The 24,167-nt window shown below is 56.6% G+C and carries 22 protein-coding genes; 8 read left to right on the forward strand and 14 right to left on the reverse strand.

Annotated features, from left to right (window positions below):
* Nucleotides 1-150: 150 nt before the first annotated feature.
* The 9 genes from AB4090_RS09985 to AB4090_RS10025 form a co-directional block, all read right to left on the reverse strand.
* On the reverse strand, nt 151-471 hold the full coding sequence (locus AB4090_RS09985; RefSeq protein WP_369573727.1) for a type II toxin-antitoxin system PemK/MazF family toxin: 321 nt from the start codon (nt 469-471) through the stop codon (nt 151-153).
* A gap of 29 nt (nt 472-500) precedes the next feature.
* The gene (locus tag AB4090_RS09990; protein WP_369573728.1) at nt 501-770 is read right to left on the reverse strand and encodes an AbrB family transcriptional regulator; all 270 of its coding nucleotides are present in this window, start codon (nt 768-770) and stop codon (nt 501-503) included.
* A 590-nt stretch (nt 771-1,360) separates the two neighbouring features.
* Nucleotides 1,361-1,687, reverse strand: a complete 327-nt coding sequence (locus tag AB4090_RS09995) for an XRE family transcriptional regulator (protein WP_369573729.1) — start codon at nt 1,685-1,687, stop codon at nt 1,361-1,363.
* Entirely contained in the window at nt 1,680-2,045 is a 366-nt protein-coding gene (locus AB4090_RS10000) for a type II toxin-antitoxin system RelE/ParE family toxin (RefSeq protein WP_369573730.1), read from the reverse strand. The genes AB4090_RS09995 and AB4090_RS10000 overlap by 8 nt, the downstream gene beginning before the upstream one ends.
* 240 nt (nt 2,046-2,285) lie before the next feature.
* Entirely contained in the window at nt 2,286-3,842 is a 1,557-nt protein-coding gene (locus AB4090_RS10005; RefSeq protein ID WP_369573731.1) for a diguanylate cyclase, read from the reverse strand.
* Nucleotides 3,843-3,911: 69 nt separating this feature from the next.
* Nucleotides 3,912-5,432: a diguanylate cyclase gene (locus AB4090_RS10010; RefSeq protein WP_369573732.1), complete on the reverse strand. Its 1,521-nt coding sequence runs from the start codon at nt 5,430-5,432 to the stop codon at nt 3,912-3,914.
* 21 nt (nt 5,433-5,453) lie between these two features.
* Complete coding sequence (locus tag AB4090_RS10015; protein WP_369573733.1) at nt 5,454-5,633, reverse strand: hypothetical protein; 180 nt, start codon at nt 5,631-5,633, stop codon at nt 5,454-5,456.
* Between the two features lie 28 nt (nt 5,634-5,661).
* Nucleotides 5,662-6,180 carry a prepilin-type N-terminal cleavage/methylation domain-containing protein gene (locus AB4090_RS10020; RefSeq protein WP_369573734.1) on the reverse strand — a complete coding sequence of 173 codons (519 nt, stop codon included), beginning with the start codon at nt 6,178-6,180 and terminating at the stop codon, nt 5,662-5,664.
* Between the two features lie 80 nt (nt 6,181-6,260).
* The gene (locus AB4090_RS10025; RefSeq protein WP_369573735.1) at nt 6,261-6,755 is read right to left on the reverse strand and encodes a prepilin-type N-terminal cleavage/methylation domain-containing protein; all 495 of its coding nucleotides are present in this window, start codon (nt 6,753-6,755) and stop codon (nt 6,261-6,263) included.
* A gap of 313 nt (nt 6,756-7,068) precedes the next feature.
* Between AB4090_RS10025 and AB4090_RS10030 the strand changes: the two genes are divergently transcribed.
* Both AB4090_RS10030 and AB4090_RS10035 read left to right on the forward strand, forming a co-directional pair.
* Nucleotides 7,069-7,479, forward strand: a complete 411-nt coding sequence (locus tag AB4090_RS10030) for a helix-turn-helix domain-containing protein (RefSeq protein ID WP_369573736.1) — start codon at nt 7,069-7,071, stop codon at nt 7,477-7,479.
* A 292-nt stretch (nt 7,480-7,771) separates the two neighbouring features.
* A complete protein-coding gene (locus tag AB4090_RS10035; RefSeq protein ID WP_369573737.1) occupies nt 7,772-8,248 on the forward strand; it encodes a tetratricopeptide repeat protein in 477 nt (158 codons plus the stop codon).
* Between the two features lie 222 nt (nt 8,249-8,470).
* Here AB4090_RS10035 and AB4090_RS10040 read toward each other — a convergent pair whose 3' ends face one another.
* From AB4090_RS10040 to AB4090_RS10060, 5 genes are all read right to left on the reverse strand, one after another.
* A complete protein-coding gene (locus AB4090_RS10040) occupies nt 8,471-8,878 on the reverse strand; it encodes a type II toxin-antitoxin system HigA family antitoxin (protein ID WP_369573738.1) in 408 nt (135 codons plus the stop codon).
* On the reverse strand, nt 8,878-9,168 hold the full coding sequence (locus tag AB4090_RS10045; protein ID WP_369573739.1) for a type II toxin-antitoxin system HigB family toxin: 291 nt from the start codon (nt 9,166-9,168) through the stop codon (nt 8,878-8,880). The genes AB4090_RS10040 and AB4090_RS10045 overlap by 1 nt, the downstream gene beginning before the upstream one ends.
* Before the next feature lie 142 nt (nt 9,169-9,310).
* Complete coding sequence (locus tag AB4090_RS10050) at nt 9,311-12,412, reverse strand: efflux RND transporter permease subunit (RefSeq protein WP_369573740.1); 3,102 nt, start codon at nt 12,410-12,412, stop codon at nt 9,311-9,313.
* Nucleotides 12,413-12,421: 9 nt separating this feature from the next.
* Nucleotides 12,422-13,507 (reverse strand): efflux RND transporter periplasmic adaptor subunit, encoded by a 1,086-nt coding sequence (locus AB4090_RS10055; protein WP_369573741.1) that lies wholly within the window; start codon nt 13,505-13,507, stop codon nt 12,422-12,424.
* Between the two features lie 48 nt (nt 13,508-13,555).
* Nucleotides 13,556-15,076, reverse strand: a complete 1,521-nt coding sequence (locus tag AB4090_RS10060) for an efflux transporter outer membrane subunit (protein WP_369573742.1) — start codon at nt 15,074-15,076, stop codon at nt 13,556-13,558.
* Between the two features lie 177 nt (nt 15,077-15,253).
* Between AB4090_RS10060 and AB4090_RS10065 the strand changes: the two genes are divergently transcribed.
* From AB4090_RS10065 to purL, 6 genes are all read left to right on the forward strand, one after another.
* A complete protein-coding gene (locus tag AB4090_RS10065; protein WP_369573743.1) occupies nt 15,254-16,063 on the forward strand; it encodes a tetratricopeptide repeat protein in 810 nt (269 codons plus the stop codon).
* Nucleotides 16,064-16,161: 98 nt separating this feature from the next.
* On the forward strand, nt 16,162-17,064 hold the full coding sequence (gene dapA / locus AB4090_RS10070; RefSeq protein ID WP_369573744.1) for a 4-hydroxy-tetrahydrodipicolinate synthase: 903 nt from the start codon (nt 16,162-16,164) through the stop codon (nt 17,062-17,064).
* Complete coding sequence (bamC, locus tag AB4090_RS10075; protein WP_369573745.1) at nt 17,061-18,236, forward strand: outer membrane protein assembly factor BamC; 1,176 nt, start codon at nt 17,061-17,063, stop codon at nt 18,234-18,236. Before dapA ends, bamC begins: the two co-directional genes overlap by 4 nt.
* A complete protein-coding gene (gene purB, locus AB4090_RS10080) occupies nt 18,233-19,540 on the forward strand; it encodes an adenylosuccinate lyase (RefSeq protein WP_369573746.1) in 1,308 nt (435 codons plus the stop codon). The genes bamC and purB overlap by 4 nt, the downstream gene beginning before the upstream one ends.
* Complete coding sequence (purC, locus tag AB4090_RS10085; protein ID WP_369573747.1) at nt 19,537-20,250, forward strand: phosphoribosylaminoimidazolesuccinocarboxamide synthase; 714 nt, start codon at nt 19,537-19,539, stop codon at nt 20,248-20,250. The genes purB and purC overlap by 4 nt, the downstream gene beginning before the upstream one ends.
* Before the next feature lie 42 nt (nt 20,251-20,292).
* Nucleotides 20,293-24,150, forward strand: a complete 3,858-nt coding sequence (gene purL / locus AB4090_RS10090; protein WP_369573748.1) for a phosphoribosylformylglycinamidine synthase — start codon at nt 20,293-20,295, stop codon at nt 24,148-24,150.
* The last annotated feature ends 17 nt before the right edge of the window (nt 24,151-24,167 follow it).

A 24,167-nucleotide genomic window follows, 5' to 3' on the forward strand; every position in this document is an offset into this window, starting at 1 on the left:
GGCAGGGGCCACAAGTTCGAACCTTGTACCGCCCACCAAATAAATCAGAGGCTTAGGCAATACGCTCTAAGCCTTTTTCATTTTCTGGACAATTTTCTGGACGCTTGCTGTCATCTTTTTCCAGAATGTGTAACGCTGCCTGCAATCACCTCACGCTGGATCGATGACGCTGGTTACCCGGTTGATGATTTCGCGCGTGGTCTGCTGGTCCAGCGTCTCCACGTACTTCACGGCCGCCGCCCTGGCGTGCAGGTCGAAGGTGCGCATTTGATTACAGACGGCTACGCCCGTTGTGTCGTGTCCGGCGATGGCCACGGTCAATCCGTTCTGTCTCGCATGATTGCCACCACTGGTAATAGGTACGCACGTAACGAGGCCCAGCTTGTTGATCTCGGTCGGCGTAATGACCACGAACCGATGTCGATCTCGGATCTCGTTTCCTGCTGTTGGGTTTGGATTGATCCAGTACACATCGCCGGGGGACGGAATCCTTCGCCCAATCAAATCAACTCCCTCCCGACAGGCTCACCGTCTCTGGCCCAGGCGGTATTCTCGGCGAGAACTTCCAGATCCTGTTCAGTGACGCCAGCAAGCAATTCTTCCAGTTTATAGCGCCGCCGCTCACCGCGTGCCGGGCGCATGATAACGGTCCCCTGAGAAACCACGACACTCAAATTCTCACCAATACTAGCATCCAACCGCCTCAACACTTCTGCGGGAAGCGTAACCACAGCCGCGCCGCCTTGCTTACGAATCTTTGTGACCAACATTGTTAGGTGCCACCTCTTAAGCCCATCGACACTTCAGCAGCTTAGAGTAGATGTGACTTTAGTGCAACCAGGCACCGCTTTCCAGGGACTTTTTTCCTGAGATGGAGAACATGTCGGCATACCTGTCCGCCGAACGGCGGTTGCCTGGTGAGTAGTTCAGTTATTTTATATTCTATTGTTCTTATTTACCTATTTTTCGCCTTCACACGGCAGGGGCCACAAGTTCGAACCTTGTACCGCCCACCAAATAAATCAGAGGCTTAGGCAATACGCTCTAAGCCTTTTTCATTTTCTGGACAATTTTCTGGACACTTGCTGTCATCTCATGGACGGTTTTATTGAACCGTTGGTATGATTGCACGGGTTGAGATCAGATGTTTCGGTGAATCAATCGTTGATTAGTGTCCAGATGGCAGGTTTCTATGAACAGCTGTCGAATCTGAAATGGTTCGCGGGACGTGGAAAGACCAGACCAGGGCCAAGAGCAGCACCCTAGCGGATTTGCTGGATCGCTATGCGCGAGAGGTCACCAGCATCAAAAAAGGTAAAGATACGGAGATGTACCGCTTATCCTGCTTGCTTGCCGCAGGTTAGGTCGCAGCGCTGCCGCCGAGATCGGAGAAGTTGCTGATCTTGACGACGCCGTCCGGGAAGCGCGCCACCACATCCAGATGCCCACCCATCGCTTCGATGTGGCTACGCAAGGTGGAGATGTACATGTCGGTGCGCTTCTCGATCTTGGCGATGGATGGCTGCTGGACGTGCAGCACATCGGCCAGCATCTTTTGCGACAGCCCGCGTGCCTGGCGCAGTTCATTGAGCGGCATTTCGGCCAGCATGGTCTGCGCCATGGCATCGGCGCGAGCCTGGGATTCCGGCGACATCCGCGCCCGCAGATCTGAAAATTTCTTACCCATTGATTACTCCTTCCTTTTGAAGTTGCGCAAGGTGTTCGTCATATAACCGGTCAGCAATGGGGATATGCACATCATACCAGCGGTCGTTGCCCGTCTTGTCTCCACCGATCAGCAGGATGGCGGATCGCCTGGGGTCGAAGGCGTACAGCGTGCGAAGCGGACGCCCATCATGCTGTGTTCTAAGTTCGCGCATGTGGCTATGCCTGGAGCCATTGATTCCGCTACTGTGTGGAAAGCCCAACATGGGGCCACGATCTTCCAGCAGGCGCACGGACGCGGCAAGCGATTCCCGCTCGCCATCGGACAAATCACCCCACCACGCCCCGAACTCATCGGTGTACTCAACATCCCAATTCATGCGTTAAATATAGCCTTGATGGAATATTCCGTCAATGGAATGCGCCGCTAATGGAAAGTTCGGGAACGCCAAAGTATCGTGACAGATCGGGGCTCGCGCCGGGCATCCAAAGCCATCAATTTTTCTGACCATACTCAGCTTGCACGGGTCCACTATATAGCCGCCCCACGATGCACGCATAGGCTTGCAAGTTATGTGCGGTTGGGACGCCTCAAAAGGCGAGTATTTCCTCACAAGTTATCATTCTTCCTCTCGTTCGGTGAGCAGGCCCGCCCGCTGTTCGAGCCGCAAACCGAAGCGCGAGTCTTGATGAAACACCCAATACTTCGTGCGCTCACCACGTAACGACTTGGCACGGTAGAGGGCCTGGTCCGCGTAGCGCAGCAGATTTGCCAGATCTTGCACGCCGTCTTCCGGCACCCGACAAATCCCCATACTCAGGCGTACCGCCACCTCGCGCCCGTCGGTGAGGCTGATGGGTGCATTGACCCCCGCCTCGATCTTGACCAGCACCAATTCCAGCTCATCGAGATTGCGATAGCCCTCGATAAGCACGACAAATTCATCGCCACCCAAACGCGCAACATAATCCGTGCGCCGCAAACTTTCGCGCAAGCGGCGGCTCACCGCGCGCAGCACCTGATCACCGGCATCATGCCCGTAGAGGTCGTTGATGGGTTTGAAATGATCAAGGTCGATCATGCACACCGCCAGGTGCGATTCGTTGCGCTGCGCCCGTGCAATGGCCAGCTCTAGCTCGTCATCCAGGGCACGGCGATTGGCCAGCCCGGTAAGGCGATCATGGCGCGATTCATAATCCAGTTGTTCCAGGAGGAGCTGCTCGCGGCTGACGTCGCGTAATATCCCCAAAAAATTCGTCAGCACGCCCGCCGCATCGCGTACCGGAATGATGCTGATGTGGTTCCAAAAATCCGTACCATCGCGGCGATAATTGAGGAGTTTCCCGGTCCAGGCAGACTCCTGCGCCAAGGCATGATCGAGTGACGCCAATTCCTGCACGCTGGTGTTCCGGCCTTGCAACAGCGCCAAGCCCTTTTCCATGATCTCGTCGCTGCGGTATCCCGTCATCAAGGTAAAACTCTGGTTTACATACAAGACCTGTTTTTTGGCGTCGGTGAGCACCACCGCGTCGAAGGCCGAGCGCAAGCCTGCCCCCAGGGTAGCCTGCAGCTCATAGATCGCGACATCCTCCAGGGTTTCGGCCAGAACGCGCGCGGTGGATTCCAGCAGCATCTGCTCATCGCTCGGCCAGGCGTCGCCACTATGGCGCAAGAGCAACAACACCCCCCAACCCTTCTGCAAACGCGCGAGGGGGATTACCGCTGTAGAGGAAATCCCCAGACGTTGCAAGCGATCGGTCCACACGCGCAAGGCGGGGCCATTGTGGAGCCGCGAGGAATAGAAGGGCCGCGTCTCGCGCCAGACCAGGCCCAGCGGCCCCTGGCCTTCGGGCAGATCGGCATGGATGGAGCACTGCACCCCCGCCAGGATCGAACGGGAACCGGCCAGGGCGGCGGTTTGCAGGATGCCCTCGTGGTCGGGGCGGAGGATGGCGGCAAAGGCAGCGACTTGCTTTTGCAACACGCTATCGCAAAAGCGTTGCATTAGCTCTGTTTCGCTGCGCCGCGCCTCCAAAATGGCACCCAGGGCCTCGCGCCAGGCGAGCAGTTGTTGCTGGCGGCGGAGGTTAGTGTCCGACTGCCCGCCACGCCCCAACAAGCGCCAAAAGCGGGCGCTGGGGGGGTCGTTGCGAGAATCGTCGGCAGAATCGGACATACGGTAGGAATCCTTACGAAAAGAGCGCGGGCTGGTATTTTAACGAAAAACGGAGAGCAACAAATATCTTCAGCCGCCAACGCCTTGCTTAGCCACCATCCGCTCGTGATAAAACATCCAGTACCGGCGACGTTGCTGCCGGTCCGCCTTGGCCTGATACAACGCCAGATCTGCGAAGCGCAACAAGCGGCCGGTATTGCTCTCACCGTCTTCGGGATAACGGCAAATGCCCATACTCAACTGCACCGACACTTCCTGACCCTGGCCCAGCAGGACCGGCGCATTGACCAGAGTTTCCAGCTTGACCAGTACCACAGCCAATTCTTCGAGGGTCCGGTAACCTTCCAGCAGGATCACGAATTCGTCGCCGCCCAATCGCGCCACATAATCCGTGCGTCGCAGGCCATCGCGCAGCCGCTGGGCAAGCACTTGCAGGACCTGATCCCCGGCCTCGTGACCGTACCGATCATTGATGGGTTTGAAGGAATCCAGATCGATCAGGCAGACGGTAAGGCTGGAGCGATTCCGCTTGGCTCGGGCCAGAGCCAGATCCAGCTCGTCATCCAGTGCGCGGCGATTGGCCAGGCCAGTCAGGCGGTCGTGCCGCGCCTCGTATTCCAGTTGCCCCAGCGCTTGGTGTTCGTGGCTCACATCACGCAAAAGCCCGAGAAAATGCGTTAGCTCCCCGGCCGGATCGTGGATTGGGACGATGCTCACATGATTCCAGAACGAACTTCCGTCGCGCTGATAATTCAGCAGCTTGCCCGACCAAGCGACACCGTTGCGCAAGGCCCTGTTCAGGCTTTCCAGATCCGCCAGACTGGTTTCCGGCCCCTGCAAAACCTTCAGTCCCTTGCTACAGATTTCCGCTTCCTTGTAGCCCGTCATCAGGGTAAAGCTCTGATTGGCATAGAGCACGTCCCGCCGGGCATCAGTCAATACTACAGCATCCAAGGCGGCGCGCAGACCATCCCCCAAAATCAGCCGTAACTGCTGTTTGCCCAGATCGTCGAGTACGTCACCGAGCAACTGCGCCGTAGACTGCAACAGCATCTGGCTATCGCTGGCCCAGTCACTGTGCCGGTGCCGGGCCAAGAGTAGCAGCGCCCAGACCCGTCCCCGCCGCGGTACGGGCAGAACGCCCCAGGACCGCAGCCCCCGGCCGGTCAATCGCTCATTCCAGTCGCCCGGAGTGGCAGCAGCGGGCACGGACGAGGAGTACCAGGCTCGCTCCTCCTGCCAGACCATCCCCAAGGGGCTTTGGGTATTGGTAATGGCAGCGAGCGGCGAACAGCAAATATCACTGACAAAGGCCCGCGGACCCGTCAAGGCCACCGGCTGCAGAATCGACTGCGCGCCCGGCCGCAGCACAGCCGCCAGATCCGCCACCTCATGCTGCACGGTAATCTCGCAGAAATGCCGGAGGACCTGTCGCTCCTCTGTCGTCGGCACGAGGACCGCCGCTAACGCCCCCCGCCAGGCGAGCAGTTGCTGCTGCTGGCGGAGGTTACTGTCCGACTGCCCGCCACGCCCCAACAAGCGCCAAAAGCGGGCGCTGGGGTTGCGGGAATCGTCGGCAGAATCAGACATGGATCAGGACCTTGCGAGCGATCAACTCGCCAGGCGCACGCCGCGACGCTCGCGCTGGATTTGGTAGAGCGCCAACAGCTCGCTGCGCACCACATTCAGCTCCATATCGAGGCTGGCGACGGATGCGCCGCGCTCACTGCGGCGATCGAGCAACAAATGGCGGCGGGACTGCAAGTGCTGGATTCTTTCTGGTACGTTCATCTTTCACTCTCCTGTTTTGCTGGTATGGCTAGGGGGTAACCCGGCCATTTTGGGTAATGAGGACGCCGGAGCCGGTCGCCGCAGCGGGAAACCCCTCGGCGCTGATGGCGCGGGCGATGGCCGTACCGAGATTGCCGGCACAACCGCTGGTAACGACGGATACATACAGTTGTGCTGGGCCGGACTGGGTAATACTGGTAGCACCGGGAATACTTACCTGGCCGCATTGCGATCCGGTACTGCCCACCACAAAAGCAGCAGTGCCCGTGCCATAAACCGGGTCGGCAACATCGTGGGCCGATTGTCCGTTTAGCGTGCTGTAGAGATCGGTTTTCGCGCCATTATTTGCCGCGGCAAAACCGTTGCTTACGGCATCCACTGCCATTTTGAAATCTGCTGCCACAGTTTGCGCCTTTGCCGTTTCGAGATACTGAAAATATTGGGGAATCGCAATCGCTGCCAAAATGCCAATGATGGCAATCACAATCATCAGTTCTATTAGGGTAAAGCCATCCTGCGCCACAGATTTGTGAGCGATTTTTTCCATCTCGTGATTCCTTTCCGAAAGGACTCTTTTGGCAAGAGCACTGTCCGAAAGGGGCACCCCCGAGGGGGTGCGTAATGTGATTAGCTGTAGCTCACGCCACCGTTTGTGTTGATGGTCGCGGTGGTTGAGGTACCAGAAGCGGAAATGCCAGCAGCTGTTAGGGCATTGGTGATCTTTGTCCGCAATCCCGAGCTACATGTTGAATAGTCCACCGTGAAACCAACACTTGTGTTAGGCGCAACTGTAACCAAAGTACTAGTTCCTGCAGCAGTCGAAGTGCCCGTGGGAACAGAAAATACTGCACAACCTTCTACACCTGGGGTTTGAGAATTGTTAGGCGTATAAATGCTGGTAGTTTGCCCCGCAGCGCCCGCTGCTTCAGCAGCTGTTCCCTGCGTCACCAACTGATGGAAATCTTGGGAGATAGTGGTGGCTTTTGACGTTTCGATATACTGCTCATACTGCGGAATGGCGATGGCCGCCAAAATGCCGATGATGGCAATAACAATCATCAGCTCGATGAGGGTGAAACCGGCCTGGGCCGCGTTCTTTGCGTTCTGTACCTTCATACTCATGTGTACCGTCCTCCTGCAGGGGGATAATTCCAACACGCACCATGCGAGTCGCAGGAAGACTAAAGCAATAGCCGTGCCATAGTAATAGCCCATTGTTTTTATTGGAATTAGCAAAATCTGATTCTTTTCGTTCCGTCATCGTGGACACGAAATCGTGTAACATCAGAAACCCGTATTTTGCTAACATTCTGGAGCAATATTATATAACTAATTGATAGATAACAAATTTGTGGTAAATTTTCGGGAAAAGCAGGCGGACACGAAATCGTGTCCGCGCCGTTTTTTGGTTACACGAAATTGTGTCCGCGCGCAGATGTACAGAAAAATTGACATCATAATAGAGCGGCGGTACGTTGCGATGATCTTTTTGGGTCCCGGAGGCTGGATCGTCGTGCGTACCGATAGGGGTTTTATGGCGTATGCCAGTATGGTGAAGGCGCGGCGCGAAGCGATGGGGCTCACGCAGCAACAACTGGCCGAGCGTGCAGGCTGCAGCCGTGTTACGCTGATCGGGCTGGAATCCGGGCAGAGTGTGCAACAGCGGACGCTGGAAGCCGTCCTGACCGCGCTGGATTTACGCCTGGAAATGCAAGAGGTGGCGAAAGAGGACGCCGCAGGGGAAAACCCCGCCAATTTTACGGGAGATGCCCGTGGGCGCCTCACCATCAAGCAACTCATGGCGGCAGCCCGGCTGGAATACGCCACAAAAAAGCGCGTCTACTGAGGTTCCCGCCATGCCACCCCAAAAGGATTCCCTGGAAGTTTTTGTCCACGGGCAAAAGGTCGGGCAACTGGAATATGACCCGTTGCAGGACACCACTTGCTTCTTCTGAAAGATCGTGTTCTGGAAAAGCTGGATGCAGTAACGGATCGCAGCGCTACACGGATGCAACTGCAAACGGTTTCCGCCAGGACATTGCCAACGCACGCACCCAATATGCCGCGCAAGTAGATGCATTTCTCGCCAGTGGGCTCTATGCTACCTTCTGTGCAGGTTGGCTCAGGAGCCACAGACCTTGTCAGCTACAGGCAATGACAGTATTTGGATAGGCGCGCAAAGTGCCGGCTTTTTGACGGGAGCCAGCAGGCAGGCCTGCTATCGCCTGGCGGATAGTGGTGAGGTAACCATTCGTCATACGGAAAATAACCGCCTGGAGTTTTGTGCGCAAGATTTGGCGCAGCGCTTGGGTTTGAACCTGACGGTAGAGGCCGGAGAACTCCTTGCCCTTGCGGATACCGGGGGCGCCGCCGCCATGCGCGAGTTTGGCCTTTTTCTTCTCGCGGAAGGGCGAGAAACCACCGCCTTCACTTGGCTGCTACAGGCTGCCGAAAAAAAGGACGTGGATGCAATGGACTGGATTAGCATCTGTTTTCTCGAAGGGTTGGGTACTACTCCCGACTTGGCGCAAGCCCTGCGTTGGCTAGGGGAGGCGGCAACGGCGGGTCATGCAGTTGCACAAGCCAAGATCGAGGCGCTGCAAACATCGTCCTAAGAAGCATGGATTCAAACCCTATGAAATTGACCTCTCCGCCATCGCTGCGTACAAAGTAAAGGCATAACGCTCAGGAAGGTGAAAGCATGGATCTACAGGAAACCGTAGAAAGTCTGCGCAAGGTTATCGAGGGTGCCGTCGCGCCAAGCATCCGGGACATACAGACACGGCCAGCGCGATATGATGATTGTCCCCTTAATCGGGGAGTCAACGCCGAGCCAATTACAAAAACACCTGCTCTGGCACCCCGAAGCGCTCGGCCAAGGCCCGCGCTTGCCGCAGATTCAGGGTGCGCTTGCCGTGAAGCACTTCACTTACCACGCCCTGGCTGCCGATTTCCGGTAAATCGACCTGCTTCAATTTGTGCTGGACCATGAGAAAACGCAAGACTTCCAATGGCGTCGCGCCTTCCGGCATGGAATCCCGCGCTTCCCATTCCGCCACCAATTCTCCGAGGTAATCCGCTAGACGAGCCATTGGGTGCGATTCGTTGGCCCCGCCCGCGTCCAACACGGTATCCAGAGCCTCTACGAGGGTGTCATATTCTTCTTCAGTGCGTGCTGGCTGCAACAGGGGCGCCACATGGTGCCAATGTGCGATCGCGTCGTTGACGTACGTGTTAGTATTCATCATCTTACCCTCCAACGCCCTTTATCATATTCAGAATGGGTGAGCACCCACCGAATGAAAACCTTCCCGGTGTTAAAGTGAACTGCCGCGATGATCCGCAGCTTGTTGCCTCCAACATTAAAGACATACACATCGTTTACCTTGTCCACGCTGTTGAAAAGGTTCCTCATCTCCGCGAAGTCCGCCAGACGCGCCTTTTTCATGACCCGATACCACTGATCTAGCGCCGTGGCGCAGTCTGCATGCTGTTTCATGGCTTCTGTAATGCGGCGGTGCGTGATGACATGCATGCCTCTGATTGCCTCGTTACCCAGTATTCACAGAATATCTCGTTTCGAGATTGCTTGCAAGTGATTGCCATGGCAAGTTTTTTTCCGTTTTTCTCACTAAAGCGCCGCACAAGGCGGCGCCGAAGAGTACGCGTTTCAATACTCAGGCAGGCGTGTTGGCATTATCCCCCAACAATTGCTCGCGTTTGTCGCGGATGTCCTTCGCCACGGCCATGTACATGGCTGGCACCACGAACAGCGAGAAGAGGGCGCCAATCGCGAGGCCAGTACAGATAACCAGGCCCATTTGATAACGAGAGACTGCACCTGGACCCATAGCAAAGACTAATGGCATTACACCCAAGACCATAGCCGCGGTGGTCATGAGGATGGGGCGCAGACGTATGCTGGAGGCCTTTTCCACGGCTGCACGCTTATCCAGCCCCTCATGAAGCTGGATATTATTAGCAAACTGCACGATCAGGATACCTTGCTTGGCGATGAGGCCGATGAGGGTAATCAGCCCGACCTCGGTATAAATATTGATGGAACCGAAGCCAAGGCTGATGAAGATTAGCGCACCGCTAATAGACATCGGCACCGTGATCAACACGATCAACGGGTCGCGGAAACTCTCAAATTGCGCCGAAAGCAGCAGGTAGATCAGCAAGATGGCCAGCAGGAAGGTCACCAACAAACCGCCTTTTTCCTGCATGTATTGGCGCGATTGACTGGCATAATTGATCTGGTAGTTGCTTGGCATCACTTTTTCCGAGGCTTGGCGAAAGAAGTTTAGCGCCTCTCCCATACTTACCCCCGGCTTGGGAACCGCCTGGATGGTGGCCGCATTGAGCTGGTCAAATTGTGGCAAGAACTGCGGTTCTGTCCGCGTCTGAATGCTCACCACCGTAGACAACGGAACGAGGGCGCCACTCGCGGTACTGATGTAGTAATGCTTCAGCATCCCTGGGTCGGCGCGAAAACGATCTGGCACCTGCGGAATCACCTTATAACTACGCCCATCCATATCGAAGCGATTGACATAATTCCCACCCAAAAGTGGCTGCAAATCATTAGCGATATCTGCCATGCTGATGCCGAGATTTCCTGCCAAGTTGCGGTTGATTTTCAGCACTATTTCGGGATTGTCAATGCGCAGATCCTTGGTAACGTAGAGGAAGAGGCCACTCTTATAGGCGGCCCCTACCACTTGGTCTGCCACTTGATCAAGTTTGGTGTAGCTTCCTGGGCTCTGGAGAACGAACTGAACGGGAAGACCGCCTGCCGAACCGGGTAATGAAGGGGGCAAAAAAGACGCCACTTGCAAACCAGTAACCGATTGCAAAGCCTGCTGCACCTTGGGTTGTAACTGCATTGCTGTGGTACTGCGTGCGTCCCAAGGGGTTAGACGCATGCCGGCAAAGAGACTATTGCTTGCTGCACCACTTCCAACGGAAATTCCAGTAACCATAAAGGTGGCTGCCTTTTCTGGGTATTGGTCTAGTACGTGAAGAATCTGCTTACCGTAGTGCACCAGCGCAGTTGGCGTAACCGTAGGACTGCCAGTACCCATATTAAAGACAATGCCTTGATCTTCCTTGGGCGCTAACTCTGACTTCGAGGTAGTGAACAGGAAGTAGATACTGGCAAAGACCACAGCCGCGAACAGCAGGGTTACCGGCACGTAGTTCAAGCTGCCGCGTAGTAAGCGATCATAAAAACGGGTGAAGGCATGAAAACGACTATCAATGAAGTGCTCGAAGCCATGCTCCTTGGTCGGGCGCAAAACCTTGCTCGCCAGCATCGGCGAGAGAGTGAGGGCGACGATCATGGAAATAAAGACTGCTGCCACCAGGGTAAAGGCAAACTCACCAAAGAGGCTGCCGGTAAGCCCACCCATAAAGGCAATCGGTGCGAATACCGCAATCAGGGTTGTGGACATGACAACGATGGGGGAACCCAACTCCCGCCCTGTCATCATTGCGGCATCAAAAGCTGAATGCCCCTCATCGATATGGCGATGCACGTTTTCCACCACGATGATGGCGTCATCCACTACTAAGCCAATTGCCAGGACGAAGGCCAGCAAGGTGATGAGGTTGATAGAATAGCCAAGGCTCCACATGATGAGACCAGAGCCCACGATGGACAATGGAATAGCCACGCCGGGGATGACTGCCGCGCGCCACGAACCCAGGGTAAAGAAAATCACCAAAAGCACTACCGCGAGGGTGATCCCGATGGTCAGCATAACTTCATCCAACGATGCCTTGATGAAGACGCTGGCATCGTAGGGGATCGCTTCGTGCAGACCCGGAGGCAGACCTTTGTCAATATTTTTCAGTGCTGCCTTCACACCGCTGGCGACATCCAGGGAGTTGGCGGAGGGCGATTCTTGAATGCCGATAAAGGCGGCGGGACGCCCATCAAAGAAGGCATAAGAGGTGTAGTCTTGTGCGCCGAGTTCAACCTTGGCAACGTCCTTGAGCCGGATAAGCGTACTACCCGACTGGGTAATCACCAGGTTTTCAAACTCTTTCACGTTGTGCAGGCTGGTGGTGGCGACGATGGTGTTTTGCACCGTCTTGCCGCGCGTCTGCCCAACCGCTGAAATGAAATCGTTACTCTTCAGTGCCGCTGATACCTGCGCTGCGCTAATCCCCAATGCCGCCATCTTCTGCGGATTGAGCCAAACGCGCATGGCATAGGTATTACCATTGCCCGCTCCCGGAGGAAGAATCTGTGCCTCCCCCACTCCAGGCACCGTAGCCAACTGCGGCTGCGCCACTCGTAATAAGTAGTCGGTGATCTGCTGTTGATTCAATGTCTTACTGTAAAATGCCACATACATCAGATCGGTGGTATTACCGACCGTAACGTTGATGACCGGCAATTGACTACCAGTAGGTAACTGGTCCGTTACCTCTTGCACCTTGGCCTGGATGTTGGCCAGGGCCGAGCTGGGGGCAGTCCCCAACTTCATGTAAACCGTGATGGTTGAGGCGCCTTCGGAACTATTAGAGGTCAAATAATCAATGTGCGGTGCGCTGGCGATGACCTTTTCCAGGCGGGTAGTGACAAATCCCTGCACTGTTGCAGGATTGGCGCCTGGGTAGGCGGTGGTGATAGTGACTACAGTGTTGGTCAAGGCTGGATACTGCCGCACCGTCATCATCATAAAGGCGTGCAGACCAAGCAAAAAAATTACCAGATTGAGTGCCGTAGCCATCACTGGCCGGCGAACAAAAATTTCCGTAAATCGCATAACTTTGCCTCAGTGCGACGCGGCGACGCTGACCGGTGCGTCGTTGGTAAGTTTGACTTGCCCGGCAGTGACGATGAGTTCGCCAGCCTTCAGTCCCTTGACGATAGCGACATTCCCGTCGCGCTCCTCTCCTGTCTGGACTACCTGTTGAACGGCAATCTGACTCTTCTTGCCATCGACGGTCTTGCTTTGCACCACATAGACAAAGTTTCCATAGGTATTGTAGGTAATTGCCGCTGCCGGCACCGTCAGGACTTTTTGCGTTATGTTGCGTACTACGGTCACATTGCCAAACATCCCCGGCCGCAGCGAATTTTTCGGATTTTCCAAGGTGGCTTGGATTTCGACTTGCCGTGTCTGGGGATTGATGGCGGAACCCAATGCCGTGATTTTACCGTTGAAGATCTGTGCACCGGTGGCGTCGGAGTGGAATTGCACCGGGGTTCCGGGCTGTAGCTCGGGAAGATCGGCCTGGGGCAGTGTGAAGTCTATGTATAGCGGATCCCAGCTCTGCAAATCGGCGATAGCGGTGCCCGGCGTCACATACTGCCCTACATTTACCTTGCGGATGCCGATTTGGCCGCTGAAGGGAGCGGTGATCGCCAGCTTGTGCAGGGTAGCTTCATCATTCTGTACGGATGCCTGATCGACGGCATAGGTGGCCTGTGCCTGGTCGAGTTGGGCTTGACTGGCGGCCTTGTCGGCAATCAGGGTTTGCGTGCGTTTCAGATTGACCTCAGCAAGATGCAGATTTGCGCGATCAACGCGGAGTTGGGCAAGCTGATTACTGTTATCGATCTGCACCAGAAGCTGCCCGGACTGCACGTAAGAGCCTGAATGAAAATGAATGGCGGTGACGTTGCCAGCAATTTGCGTGCTCAATTCTGTACCCTGGACCGCGCTGAGGGAGGCAACCGCCTGAAGCTCTGGATGCCAATCCTGCTCTAGCACCTTTTCTGCCGAGACGGAGAAGACTGGCCTGGGCGCATTGGCGATGGCTTTGGCAATCATTTGATTGACAAAAGCTTTGAAGCCAAAAATGCCGCCAAAAAGAATAACCAAACCTAGGATGACGATAGCGTATGCTTTTTTCATGGAAGATCTCCGGTACAGTTTGCCGGGGGGATTAGAGAATCGATTTCATCACGAAGCTGCGTGTTTGGCGCCGACATTTTGCAACTTTGGTGCACCCTTGCCTGGGTCATTCCACCAGCCACCGCCAATGGCAACGAGTAGGGCGGCAGTATCCTGATAGCGCTGGGATTCTGCCTGTACCACAGCTATCTTAGCGCTGTTGTACTGTATCTCGCTGGTTAACAAGGTGAGATAGTCGCTCGCGCCACTACGGTAGCTTACCTCGCTGAGATGCAAGGATTTGCTTGCGGCACTCAGTGCTGCCTGCTGCGCGCGTAAGGTTTCGGCGTCGCGCTGCAACGCGCGCAAGGCGTTGGCCACTTGGCTGAAGGCGCCGAGAACGGTAGTACGGTACTCCTGATAGGTTACCTCGTAAGCCGCCTTGGCTTCGGAGACCTGCGCGCGCAACTTGCCGCCCTCAAAAATTGGCTGGGAGAGGCTACCCACCAAGCTCCAAATGCTGCTGACGGGGTCAAAAAATAATCCAGGGTGCGCGGCAGTGGAACCAATTGCGGCACTTAGCTGAACAGTCGGGTAAAATTGCGCATTTGCCTCGCCAACCGTGGCATTGGCAGCCTTCATTTGCGCCAGGGCCGCCTGAATGTCGGGCCGTTGTTTGAGCAAGGTGGAAGGCAGGCTCACCGGAATTTTTTCGGGCAGGGTAATTTGATCCAGCCGCAACTCCGGGATCGCCGCCTCTCCGGGGAATTCCCCCAGTAAGGTTGCCAATTGATGATTGTAGACGGTGAGCTGCTGTTGCAGGGGCGGCAATTTTGCCTCTTGGCTCGCCAGTTGGCTGGACTGGGTCACTACCGTGTTGTAGGGAATTGCCCCGGCCTGGTACTGCAATTGCGTTAAATGCAATAGTTTCGACTCGCGCGAGACGATCTCCTGGGTTGCCGCGATCTGCGCCCGCGTTGCTGCGGCATCAATTGCGGTGTTGACGATGTTCCCCGTCAGCGTCAGGCGTGCTGCTTCCAATTCCCAGCGTTGATAATCGACTAAAGCCTTACTGTTCTTGTAGACCAAGCGATTTACCCCAAAAATATCCGGGTAATAGGTCACGCCCAGGCTGCCGGTGACGAGCGAATAATGGAACCCGCCTTTGCCGCCGCCAAAGGCGGCAGAGGATGCCTTGGCGCGCGTGGATTGCAGGCTACCGCTAACCTGCGGATAGAAAATGCTGGCATTCACCCGTTCCTCGGCCTGTGCCTGACGCAATTGCGCCTGCGCCTGCGCAATGCTCGGGCTGTTCTTCAGTCCTGTTTGTACAAGGGTATTCAGCTCTTTCGAGTGAAAGAGCTTCCACCACTCCGCGTCGAGTGTTTTGCCATAGACAAATTCCTGCGCTGTACCCGCCACTCCCGTGCCGCTAAGCGTATGCTGAGGATTTCCCTTGACGGTATAGGGTGCGTGATCCCCAGGACTACTGGGAACGCGCAGTTTTGGCTCGAAGCTACAGGCCGACAGTCCCAGAGCAAGAAGCACTGCGAGCGTGAGGCCACGATAGGAATGTGATGAGCTGAGCATGGACGGGGAACTCCAGGATGTAACCGACCGTTCGGTATAATGCGTAATGAACCCCACTCTGTCAATGCAAAACAAATGCAAGGCAAATGATTTCAGAGTATGAAAACGCTTGATTTTCACCAGCGTGCCACGCATATTCTCATCCACTACATTTGATGGTTGTCAGGAGCGTAATCCATGGTTCGTCGTGCTTTACTCATTGGCCTCTCGGCCTTCAGCTTTACTGTGTTTGCCCCGCTTGCCATGGCTGAGCCATCGGTTCCGCAGGTCATCCAGTCCATCCAAAGTAAACAGTACACGCAAGCGCAGCAGCAGCTTTCTGAGGTCTTGGCGGCACACCCCAACTCTGCCCAGGCACAGTACCTGGAGTCGCGCCTGTTGGCGAAAGAAGGAAAATGGAGTGAGGCGTCTGCTGCCCTGCAACGCGCCAAGACTCTCGACCCCAGCCTATCCTTCGTGCAAGCAAAGGTGCTTGCGGGCTTCGAAAAACAGTTACAGCATCAAGTCGGCAAGACCTCTCCCGCTGCAGTCAGTAACGAGAAATCGCATTCTCGCCTGGGTGCCGCCATCGCTTGGTTTTTGGGGCTGATCGCCATGATTGCAGCAATCTCTTGGTTCCTGCGTCGCCGCCGCCAGCGCCAAGCCATCGCCTACCAGCAGATGCAACCCGGCTTTGGCAATATGGGCGGATTCCCAGGGCAAGGAAATTATGGACCACAAGGTCCCTATGGGCCGGCGGGGATGCCGGGCCAGGGGGGCATTGGTTCGGGCTTGGCCTCGGGTATTGCTACTGGCGTTGGCATTGGTGCCGGTATGGCCGCTGGTAATGCGTTAGCCGGTAGTCTGTTTGGTCACCATGACGCTGGTGATGCCAGCAATAACAGTGAGCAAAATGATCAATTTGGCATGACCGACAGCTCCTGGGGCGGAGACGCCTCGGGTGCGGGTGATTTCGGTATGGGTGGTGACGACGACAGCTGGGTGTAATGAAAGTGAGCTTGGCAGGCCTCTTCTTGCCAAGCATCACCGGCGACCAGTACCATTCAGCCTTTGCCGGTCTGCGCTGAAATGGCTGGAGAGTTTTGATGTTTCATGGAAGTATGGTGGCGTTGATAACGCCAATGGATGCGAGCGGGGCCGTTGATGATCGCGCCCTGCGCGACTTGGTAGAATGGCACATTGCTGAGGGCACGCATGCCATCGTTGCCGTAGGCACGACGGGAGAGTCCGCGACCCTGACGGTAAAAGAGCACGTCGCTGTCATTCGCAGTGTCGTCCAGCAAGTGCATGGGCGTATTCCCGTAATTGCTGGCACCGGCGCCAACGCCACGGCAGAGGCCATCGAACTCACCCGTGCCGCCATGGAGGCGCAAGCAGACGCCGCTCTCTTGGTCAGCCCCTACTACAATAAGCCAACCCAAGAAGGTCTTTTCCAGCACTACAGCGCCATTACTGACGCCTGTCATTTTCCCATCATTTTGTACAACGTGCCTGGGCGCACCTCTGGCGATATCCTGCCAGAAACGGTGGCACGCTTAGCAAAGCGTCCCAACGTCGTGGGTGTGAAAGAGGCGAGCGGCAAAGTTGACCGCGTGGCCGAAATCTTGCACCTTTGTGCGATTCATGATGCAAGCATCGAAGTTTTCAGTGGAGATGATGGCGCAGCACTGGCAGCTATGGCCATCGGCGCGCGTGGCGTGATTTCCGTCACCGCCAATGTCGCCCCGCGTGCCATGGCGCAGATGATGTATGCCGCACTGGAAAATGATTTTGTTCTGGCGCGACGCATCAACGATGCGCTAGTGCCGCTTCATCGCGATCTCTTCGCGGAGTCCAACCCAATACCAGCAAAATGGCTGCTCGCAGACATGCAACGCGTGGGACCGACAATTCGTCTGCCACTCACGCCACTCAGCGAATCTCTGCATGTGCGCCTGCGTTCCGCTCTGCAGTATGCCAGTTCTGCTCCCCTTTCACCCGCCTCATGAGTACGCTTGCTACCATGCGTAAACCGATTGCACGTAGTCTCGTCGTTGCCACTTTGCTCAGCCTAGGGCTGAGCGGGTGTTCCTATATACCTTTTCTCAAGACCAATAATGGCCCGGAATATACCGATGCCAAGGTGTTGAAGCCGCTGGCAGTGCCACCGGATTTGCTCGCGTCTGCGCCGCAGCCGGGGGTGACCGTTCCGGGTGGCGGGTTGAGTGCCGCTGAGGCGGTACAACAATCTGGTATGCAGAATGCCAGCACCAGTAATGGCTATGAGGTTTTCCAGCCCCGTCTCGCACCAGGGCAGAGTGCTGTTGCCGAGCCAACCGTCCCGGGTGTCCAGGCCGAGTTGGTTGGGCAAGGAAAGGATCTAGCCCTGCGTACCCAGGCCAAGCCAGATCAGATCTGGTCGGCGCTGCGTGCCCAGTTGGCAAAGCGAAAAATCGGCATAAAACGCTTTTCGCCTGAGCAGAATGAATTGGTCACCGATTGGGATTACGTGCGCGGTGGTATTGCCAGCTTCTTTGGCAACAGCCTGGGCGCCAATCGTCGCATGCAATTTACCTTCGCTCTGCAGCAACAGGCTGATGGCAGCCAGTTGTTGACCGTAAAACAAAATCGGCAATGGATCAGCCCGACCTCTGAATCTATGGACTGGCAGCCACATGATCCTGATCTGGATGCTAATCGTCACCTGTTAGAGGCCGTGCAGAAGCGCCTTGCCCAAGCGGTGGTGATGGCAGAAATGCCCGCTATCAAGGTGACTCGCTACCGCGACGACCTTGGCCCCTATCTGGTTCTTGATCAACCGCCACTCAAGGCACAACCGGCAGTGCAGATGGCTATCAACAGCCTTGGTTATCCGGTCCAGACCACGGCGACGGGGACCTGGTCGCTGCAGTTGCGTGGTGGACAAGCAGCGCAGAAATCCAAGGGCATTTTTGGTGGCATGTTTAGCAATGCCTGGCATAGCATTGAGGGCATTTGGGGCGGTGGAAAACCAGTCAAGCCGCTGGCCGTACAGGTAAAGCTGCTCGCTATGAAAGATGATAATGGCAGTGTGCTCGAGACCTCTTCCAGCACTCAAGGGGAAGAAGAAAACAAGGCAGCCATGGTAATCCTCGACAAGCTGCAGACGGCGCTGACGCCAGAAAAAGGGAATGCTTCATGATTGAGCGGTATACCCGCCCCGAGATGGGCATTTTATGGACCCAGGAGGCGAAATATCGCGCGTGGCTGGAGGTTGAGTTGGCGGCCTGTCGCGCCTTGGCCAAAAAGGGAGAAATTCCAACAGAGGATCTGGCGGAAATTGAAGCCAAGGCACAATTTGATGTTGCCCGCATCGATGTTATCGAAAAAGAAGTCAAGCACGATGTTATTGCCTTCTTGACCTCGATTGCCGAATTTGTTGGCCCCTCCAGCCGATTTATCCACAAGGGGCTTACCTCTTCCGATGTGGTCGATACTGGTTTCGCTCTGCAATTACGCGATGCCGGTAACCTTCTGAAAACGGGTTTGCAACGCCTGGATCAAGCCCTGGTGCGTTTGGCCTGGAAATACAAAGACACGGTAATGATCGGTCGTTCCCACGGTATTCACGCTGAGCCGGTCACGTTTGGCCTGAAAGTGGCTGTGTGGCGGGCGGAGGCACAACGCAATTTACAACGCCTCGAACGCGCCATTGTATCAGTCTCTGTAGGTATGTTGTCGGGTGCAGTCGGCACCTTTGCCAACATTGGTCCGGATGTCGAAGAAGCCGTATGCAAAGAGCTCGGTTTGCAGCCGGAGCTGGCGAGTACCCAGGTTATCTCGCGTGACCGCCATGCGGAATTCTTCAACACCTTGGCACTGATTGGCGGGTCCATCGAAAAGATCGCCATTGAAATTCGTCACCTGCAGCGTACCGAGGTGTTGGAGGCGGAAGAACCCTTCACTGCCGGCCAAAAGGGCAGCTCGGCGATGCCGCATAAGCGCAATCCGATCCTCTCGGAAAACCTCACGGGCCTCGCGCGCTTGCTGCGTGGCTATGCGGGGATGGCCTTGGAGGACATCGCCCTATGGCATGAGCGGGACATCTCTCACTCCAGTGTGGAGCGCGTGATTGGCCCGGATGCCTGCATTGTTCTCGATTTCATGTTACATCGCGCCAGCGGGCTGCTGGAAGGTTTGGTGGTCTACCCCGAGCGTATGCGCGAGAACCTCGACAAGATGCACGGCCTGATTTTTTCGCAGCGTGTTCTTTTGGCTCTCACGGAAAAAGGCATGCTGCGCGAGGATGCTTATCGTGTGGTGCAACGCAATGCTATGCGCGTCTGGCAGGAAGGGCTGGATTTTCAGACCTTGTTGTTGGCAGATGGCGACTTGCAGCGTTATCTCTCGGCAGCAGATATCCGCGAGCTCTTTGACCTTAGCTACCATACCAAACAGATCGCCAGCATCTTTGCGCGGGTCTTTCCCGAGGGGCAACCAGCATGAGTGCACAGGAAAAGCTCTATGAAGGTAAGGCGAAGATCGTCTATGCCGGGGAAAACCCCGATGAATTGATTTTGCATTTCAAGGATGACACCTCTGCCTTCGACGGCGAAAAACTCGCCCAGCTCGCGCGCAAAGGCGAAGTGAACAATGCCTTCAACGCCTTTATCATGGAATATCTGCAAAAGGCCGGTGTGCCTACCCACTTTCTCCGTCGTAGTGGCACGCAGGAGTCGGTGGTACAGCGTCTGGAGATGATTCCCGTGGAATGCGTCATTCGCAATCGCGCCGCTGGTTCTCTCTCTCGGCGTTTGGGGATTGAGGAAGGCCGTGTCCTCGCGCCGCCAGTGATGGAATTTTTCCTGAAGAGCGATGCGCTGCACGACCCGATGATTAACCGCTCCCACATCCGCAGCTTTGGCTGGGCGACAGCGGAAGAAGTGGAGCTGATGGCGCGCTGGACCGAGCGCGTAAACGTGCTGCTGGTCGATCTCTTCGCCCGCGCTGGCCTAATTCTTGTTGATTTCAAGCTTGAATTTGGGCGCTTCCATGGTGAACTGCGCCTCGGCGACGAATTCAGCCCTGATGGCTGTCGCCTGTGGGACGCCGAGAGCCTGGAGAAAATGGACAAAGACCGCTTTCGCCGCGATCTGGGCGGTGTGGTGGAGGCCTACGTCGAAGTGGCACGCCGTATCGGTGTGCCCCTCGACTAAGCAGCTAAAAATACCGTTTCCTAGGCTTTCCAGGAGATTGCCGTGACCTTCGCCATGCATCGCGGGGCTCGCGCCCTGTCCGCTTTCCGTGCGCAACGCCTCGTGCAGCGTGCCCAAGCTGAAGGGCTCGCCATACGTGGCCTTGCCGCGCGCTTCGTACACCTGCTCGATTGGGAGAAAACTCCTGGCAGCGATGAGCAAGGGCGTCTCGAAGCCCTGTTGACCTACGGCGAACACTGGGATGATAACTGTGCCGCCATGGAGATCGCCGTGGTGCCGCGTTTGGGCACGATATCTCCGTGGTCGAGCAAGGCGACAGAAATCGCCCAGGTCTGTGGCTTGGCGGGTCTACGGCGCATTGAGCGCGGCATCGCCTACTACGTCGATCATGAGCAAACCCTGCTGCCAGCAGAACGAGCGAAATTGCTCGCCATACTCCATGATCCCCTAACCGAATCGGTATTGGAGGATTGGCAGGATGCCGAGATGGTGTTCGTGCATCCCGAGCCACGTCCCTTGCGCCGTATCCCCTTTTTACGGGAGGGGCTGCCAGCCTTGCAGGCCATCAATGAAGAGCTGGGCCTTGCCCTCTCCGGAGCAGAACTGGACTACCTCGCGCAGCTGTTTACCGGGCTAGAGCGTGACCCCAGCGATGCCGAATTGATGATGTTTGCCCAGGCGAACTCGGAGCACTGCCGGCACAAAGTCTTCAACGCCCAGTTCCGCTTGGATGGCAAAGAAGAAGAAAACACCCTCTTTGGCATGATCCGCTCCACTCACCGTGCCCATCCGCAGGGCACGCTTTCTGCCTACCACGACAACGCTGCGGTGATCGAAGCCCATGCCCCAAGCCAGTATTTTTGTGCGGCTGGCGATGGTGAATATCGCAGCTATGATGAGAAACTGGGAATTCTCATCAAGGTCGAAACCCATAACCATCCGACCGCCATTTCGCCCTTTCCCGGCGCAGCCACCGGCAGCGGCGGTGAGATTCGCGACGAAGGCGCTACCGGCCGTGGTGGTAAGGCAAAGATGGGGCTCTGCGGTTTTTCGGTATCGCATCTGCGTATTCCGGGCTATGAACAAAGCTGGGAAACGAATTTTTACGGGCGTCCACAACGGATTCGTTCGGCGCTGGAGATCATGCTGGAAGGCCCGATTGGTGCCGCAGCCTTCAACAACGAGTTCGGTCGGGCCAGTGTCGCTGGCTACTTTCGCGTCTTTGAGGGCGACCAGGATGGGCGCCATTGGGGCTACCACAAGCCGATCATGCTGGCTGGCGGCGTCGGACAAATTCGTCCTGGCTTGATTCAGAAGCTTCCTTTGCCGGTAGGTGCGAAGGTGCTGGTACTCGGTGGTCCGGCCATGCTCATTGGTCTGGGCGGTGGTGCCGCCTCGAGTGTGGCGAGCGGCAAGGGTGAAGAAACCCTCGACTTTGCCTCGGTACAACGCGGCAACCCAGAGATGCAACGGCGTGCGCAAGAGGTGATCGAACGTTGCATTGCTTTGGGAGATGACTCGCCCATCCTCGCCATCCACGATGTGGGTGCCGGTGGCTTGTCCAATGCCCTGCCCGAGCTGCTGCACGATGGTGGGCGTGGCGGCGCCCTGCAATTACGCGCGGTGCCCAATGAAGACCCCGCCATGTCGCCCATGGAAATCTGGTGCAATGAAGCGCAAGAGCGCTATGTGCTGGCTATATTGCCGGAGCGTCTGGAAGAATTTCTTGCCCTCTGTAAGCGCGAGCGTTGCCTGGTAGCAGTGTTGGGCGAGGCAGAGGAGGGCGACCGTCTGCGCATGCAGGACACGCTGTTGCAAGATTCCCCCGTAGATATGTCTCTTGATGCTTTGCTCGGCTGCCCACCCCGTATGCAACGTGATGCCCACAGTGTAGCGGTGCAAGCGCGATCACTCCTCGTAACGGACGAGGATCTGCGCCAACTTGCGTACGCGGTACTTCGCCATCCCTCGGTTGCCAGCAAAGAGTTTCTCATTACCATTGGCGACCGCAGTGTTGGCGGCCTGATTGCCCGTGACCAGATGGTCGGGCCCTGGCAGGTACCGGTAGCCGATTGTGCGGTTTCGGCCGCCGATTTCTGGCGGCTCCATGGTGAGGCTATGGCTTTGGGTGAACGCGGACCGGTAGCGGTGCTCGATGCACCGGCGAGTGGCCGCCTTGCCCTCGCCGAGGCACTGACCAACCTCTTTGCTGCCGATGTGCAGGAGCTCGGGCAGATCAAGCTCTCGGCCAACTGGATGGCGGCAGTCAATGTGCCCGGCGAGGACGCACGCCTGTTTGATACCGTGCGTAGTGTGGCAGAAGAAATCTGCCCGGCCCTGGAGTTGAGTATTCCCGTTGGTAAGGACTCCCTCTCTATGCAGAGTGTCTGGCAAGACGGCGATACGCAAAAATCCGTGACTGGGCCCTTGAGCCTGGTGGTGACCGCAGTGGCGCCGGTGGCGAATGTGGCCAAGACCTGGACCCCGCAATTGCAGGGCCTGCCCGACACTGATCTCTGGCTTTTGGACCTGGGGCGTGGCCGTCTCGGCGCATCGGTGCTGGCGCAGGTGCTGGGGCAGATGGGCGCGGAGCCCGCGGACCTAGACGATCCGAAACTGCTGCGAGCGAGCTTCAATTTGCTACATACACTCCGGCAGGAAGGCGTTGTCCTCGCGTATCATGACCGCTCGGATGGCGGGCTCTGGGCGAGTGTCTGCGAGATGTCCTTTGCCGGGCGACTAGGCGCGGAAGTCACCATTCCCGAAAATACCGACGCCATGGCCTTTCTTTTTGCCGAAGAGCCAGGTTGCCTCCTGCAAATTCGGGAGAAAGACGCGGCGCTTTTGCGGAGTCTCACGCGCGCCGTAGGGCTGGATGCGCGACTACATTGCCTGGGTCGGGTGAACTCGGATTGGCGCGTGCGGGTGCTACAGGATGGTGCGCCCCTGCTCGATGAGGCCGGCACGGATTTGCTCGGCGCTTGGGCGGAGACCAGCTATCGCATGCAATCCCTGCGTGATGCCCCCGACTGTGCCGCCGAGGCCTATGCCCAGACAACAGAGACATTGCCTAGCCTATTCAGCAATTGGCAAGAAGCGAAGCGCAGCAGCTTTCCGGCTCCGCAGATCGGCGCTGCGAAACCTCGGGTAGCGATTCTGCGCGAAGAGGGTGTCAATGGTCAGGTGGAGATGGCGGCGGCCTTCGCCCGCAGCGGCTTCACCGCAGTAGACGTACACATGAGTGACTTGCTCGCCGGCCGCGACGACATACGCAACTACCCGGTTTTCGCTGCCTGCGGGGGATTTTCTTATGGCGATGTGTTGGGCGCTGGCGCTGGCTGGGCCAAGTCAATCCTTTACCATGCTGATCTACGCAGCCAGTTTTCCGAGTATTTTGCCGATTCCACGCGCCTGGCCCTGGGTGTCTGTAATGGCTGTCAGATGTTGGCAGAGTTGCACGAGCTCATTCCCGGTACAGAACATTGGCCAAGCTTCCGCCGCAATCGCTCGGAACAATTCGAGGCGCGTCTAGCTATGGTCGAGGTTCTTGAATCCCCATCGCCACTGTTTGCCGGACTGGCAGGGTTGCAAGCGCCCATCGTTGTTGCGCATGGAGAAGGGCGTGCCGAGTTCCGTGAGCCAGCCCATCTTGTCCATGCGCCGGTGACCATGCGTTATATCAACGGAAATGGGCAGGCAGCCAGCCAGTATCCCGCCAATCCCAATGGTTCTCCGCTTGGTGTCACCGGTTTGTGTTCAGATACCGGCAGGGTGAGTATCCTTATGCCACATCCCGAGCGGGTAGTGCGCAGCGTGCAGATGAGTTGGCGACCAGCAGACTGGGATGCTGATACCCCTTGGTTGGAGATCTTCCGCAACACCTACCGCAGCGTTTCCTGACGATACGCTGCGGCTAG

Source organism: Acidithiobacillus sp. IBUN Pt1247-S3 (assembly GCF_041146875.1).
Classification (GTDB): domain Bacteria; phylum Pseudomonadota; class Gammaproteobacteria; order Acidithiobacillales; family Acidithiobacillaceae; genus Igneacidithiobacillus.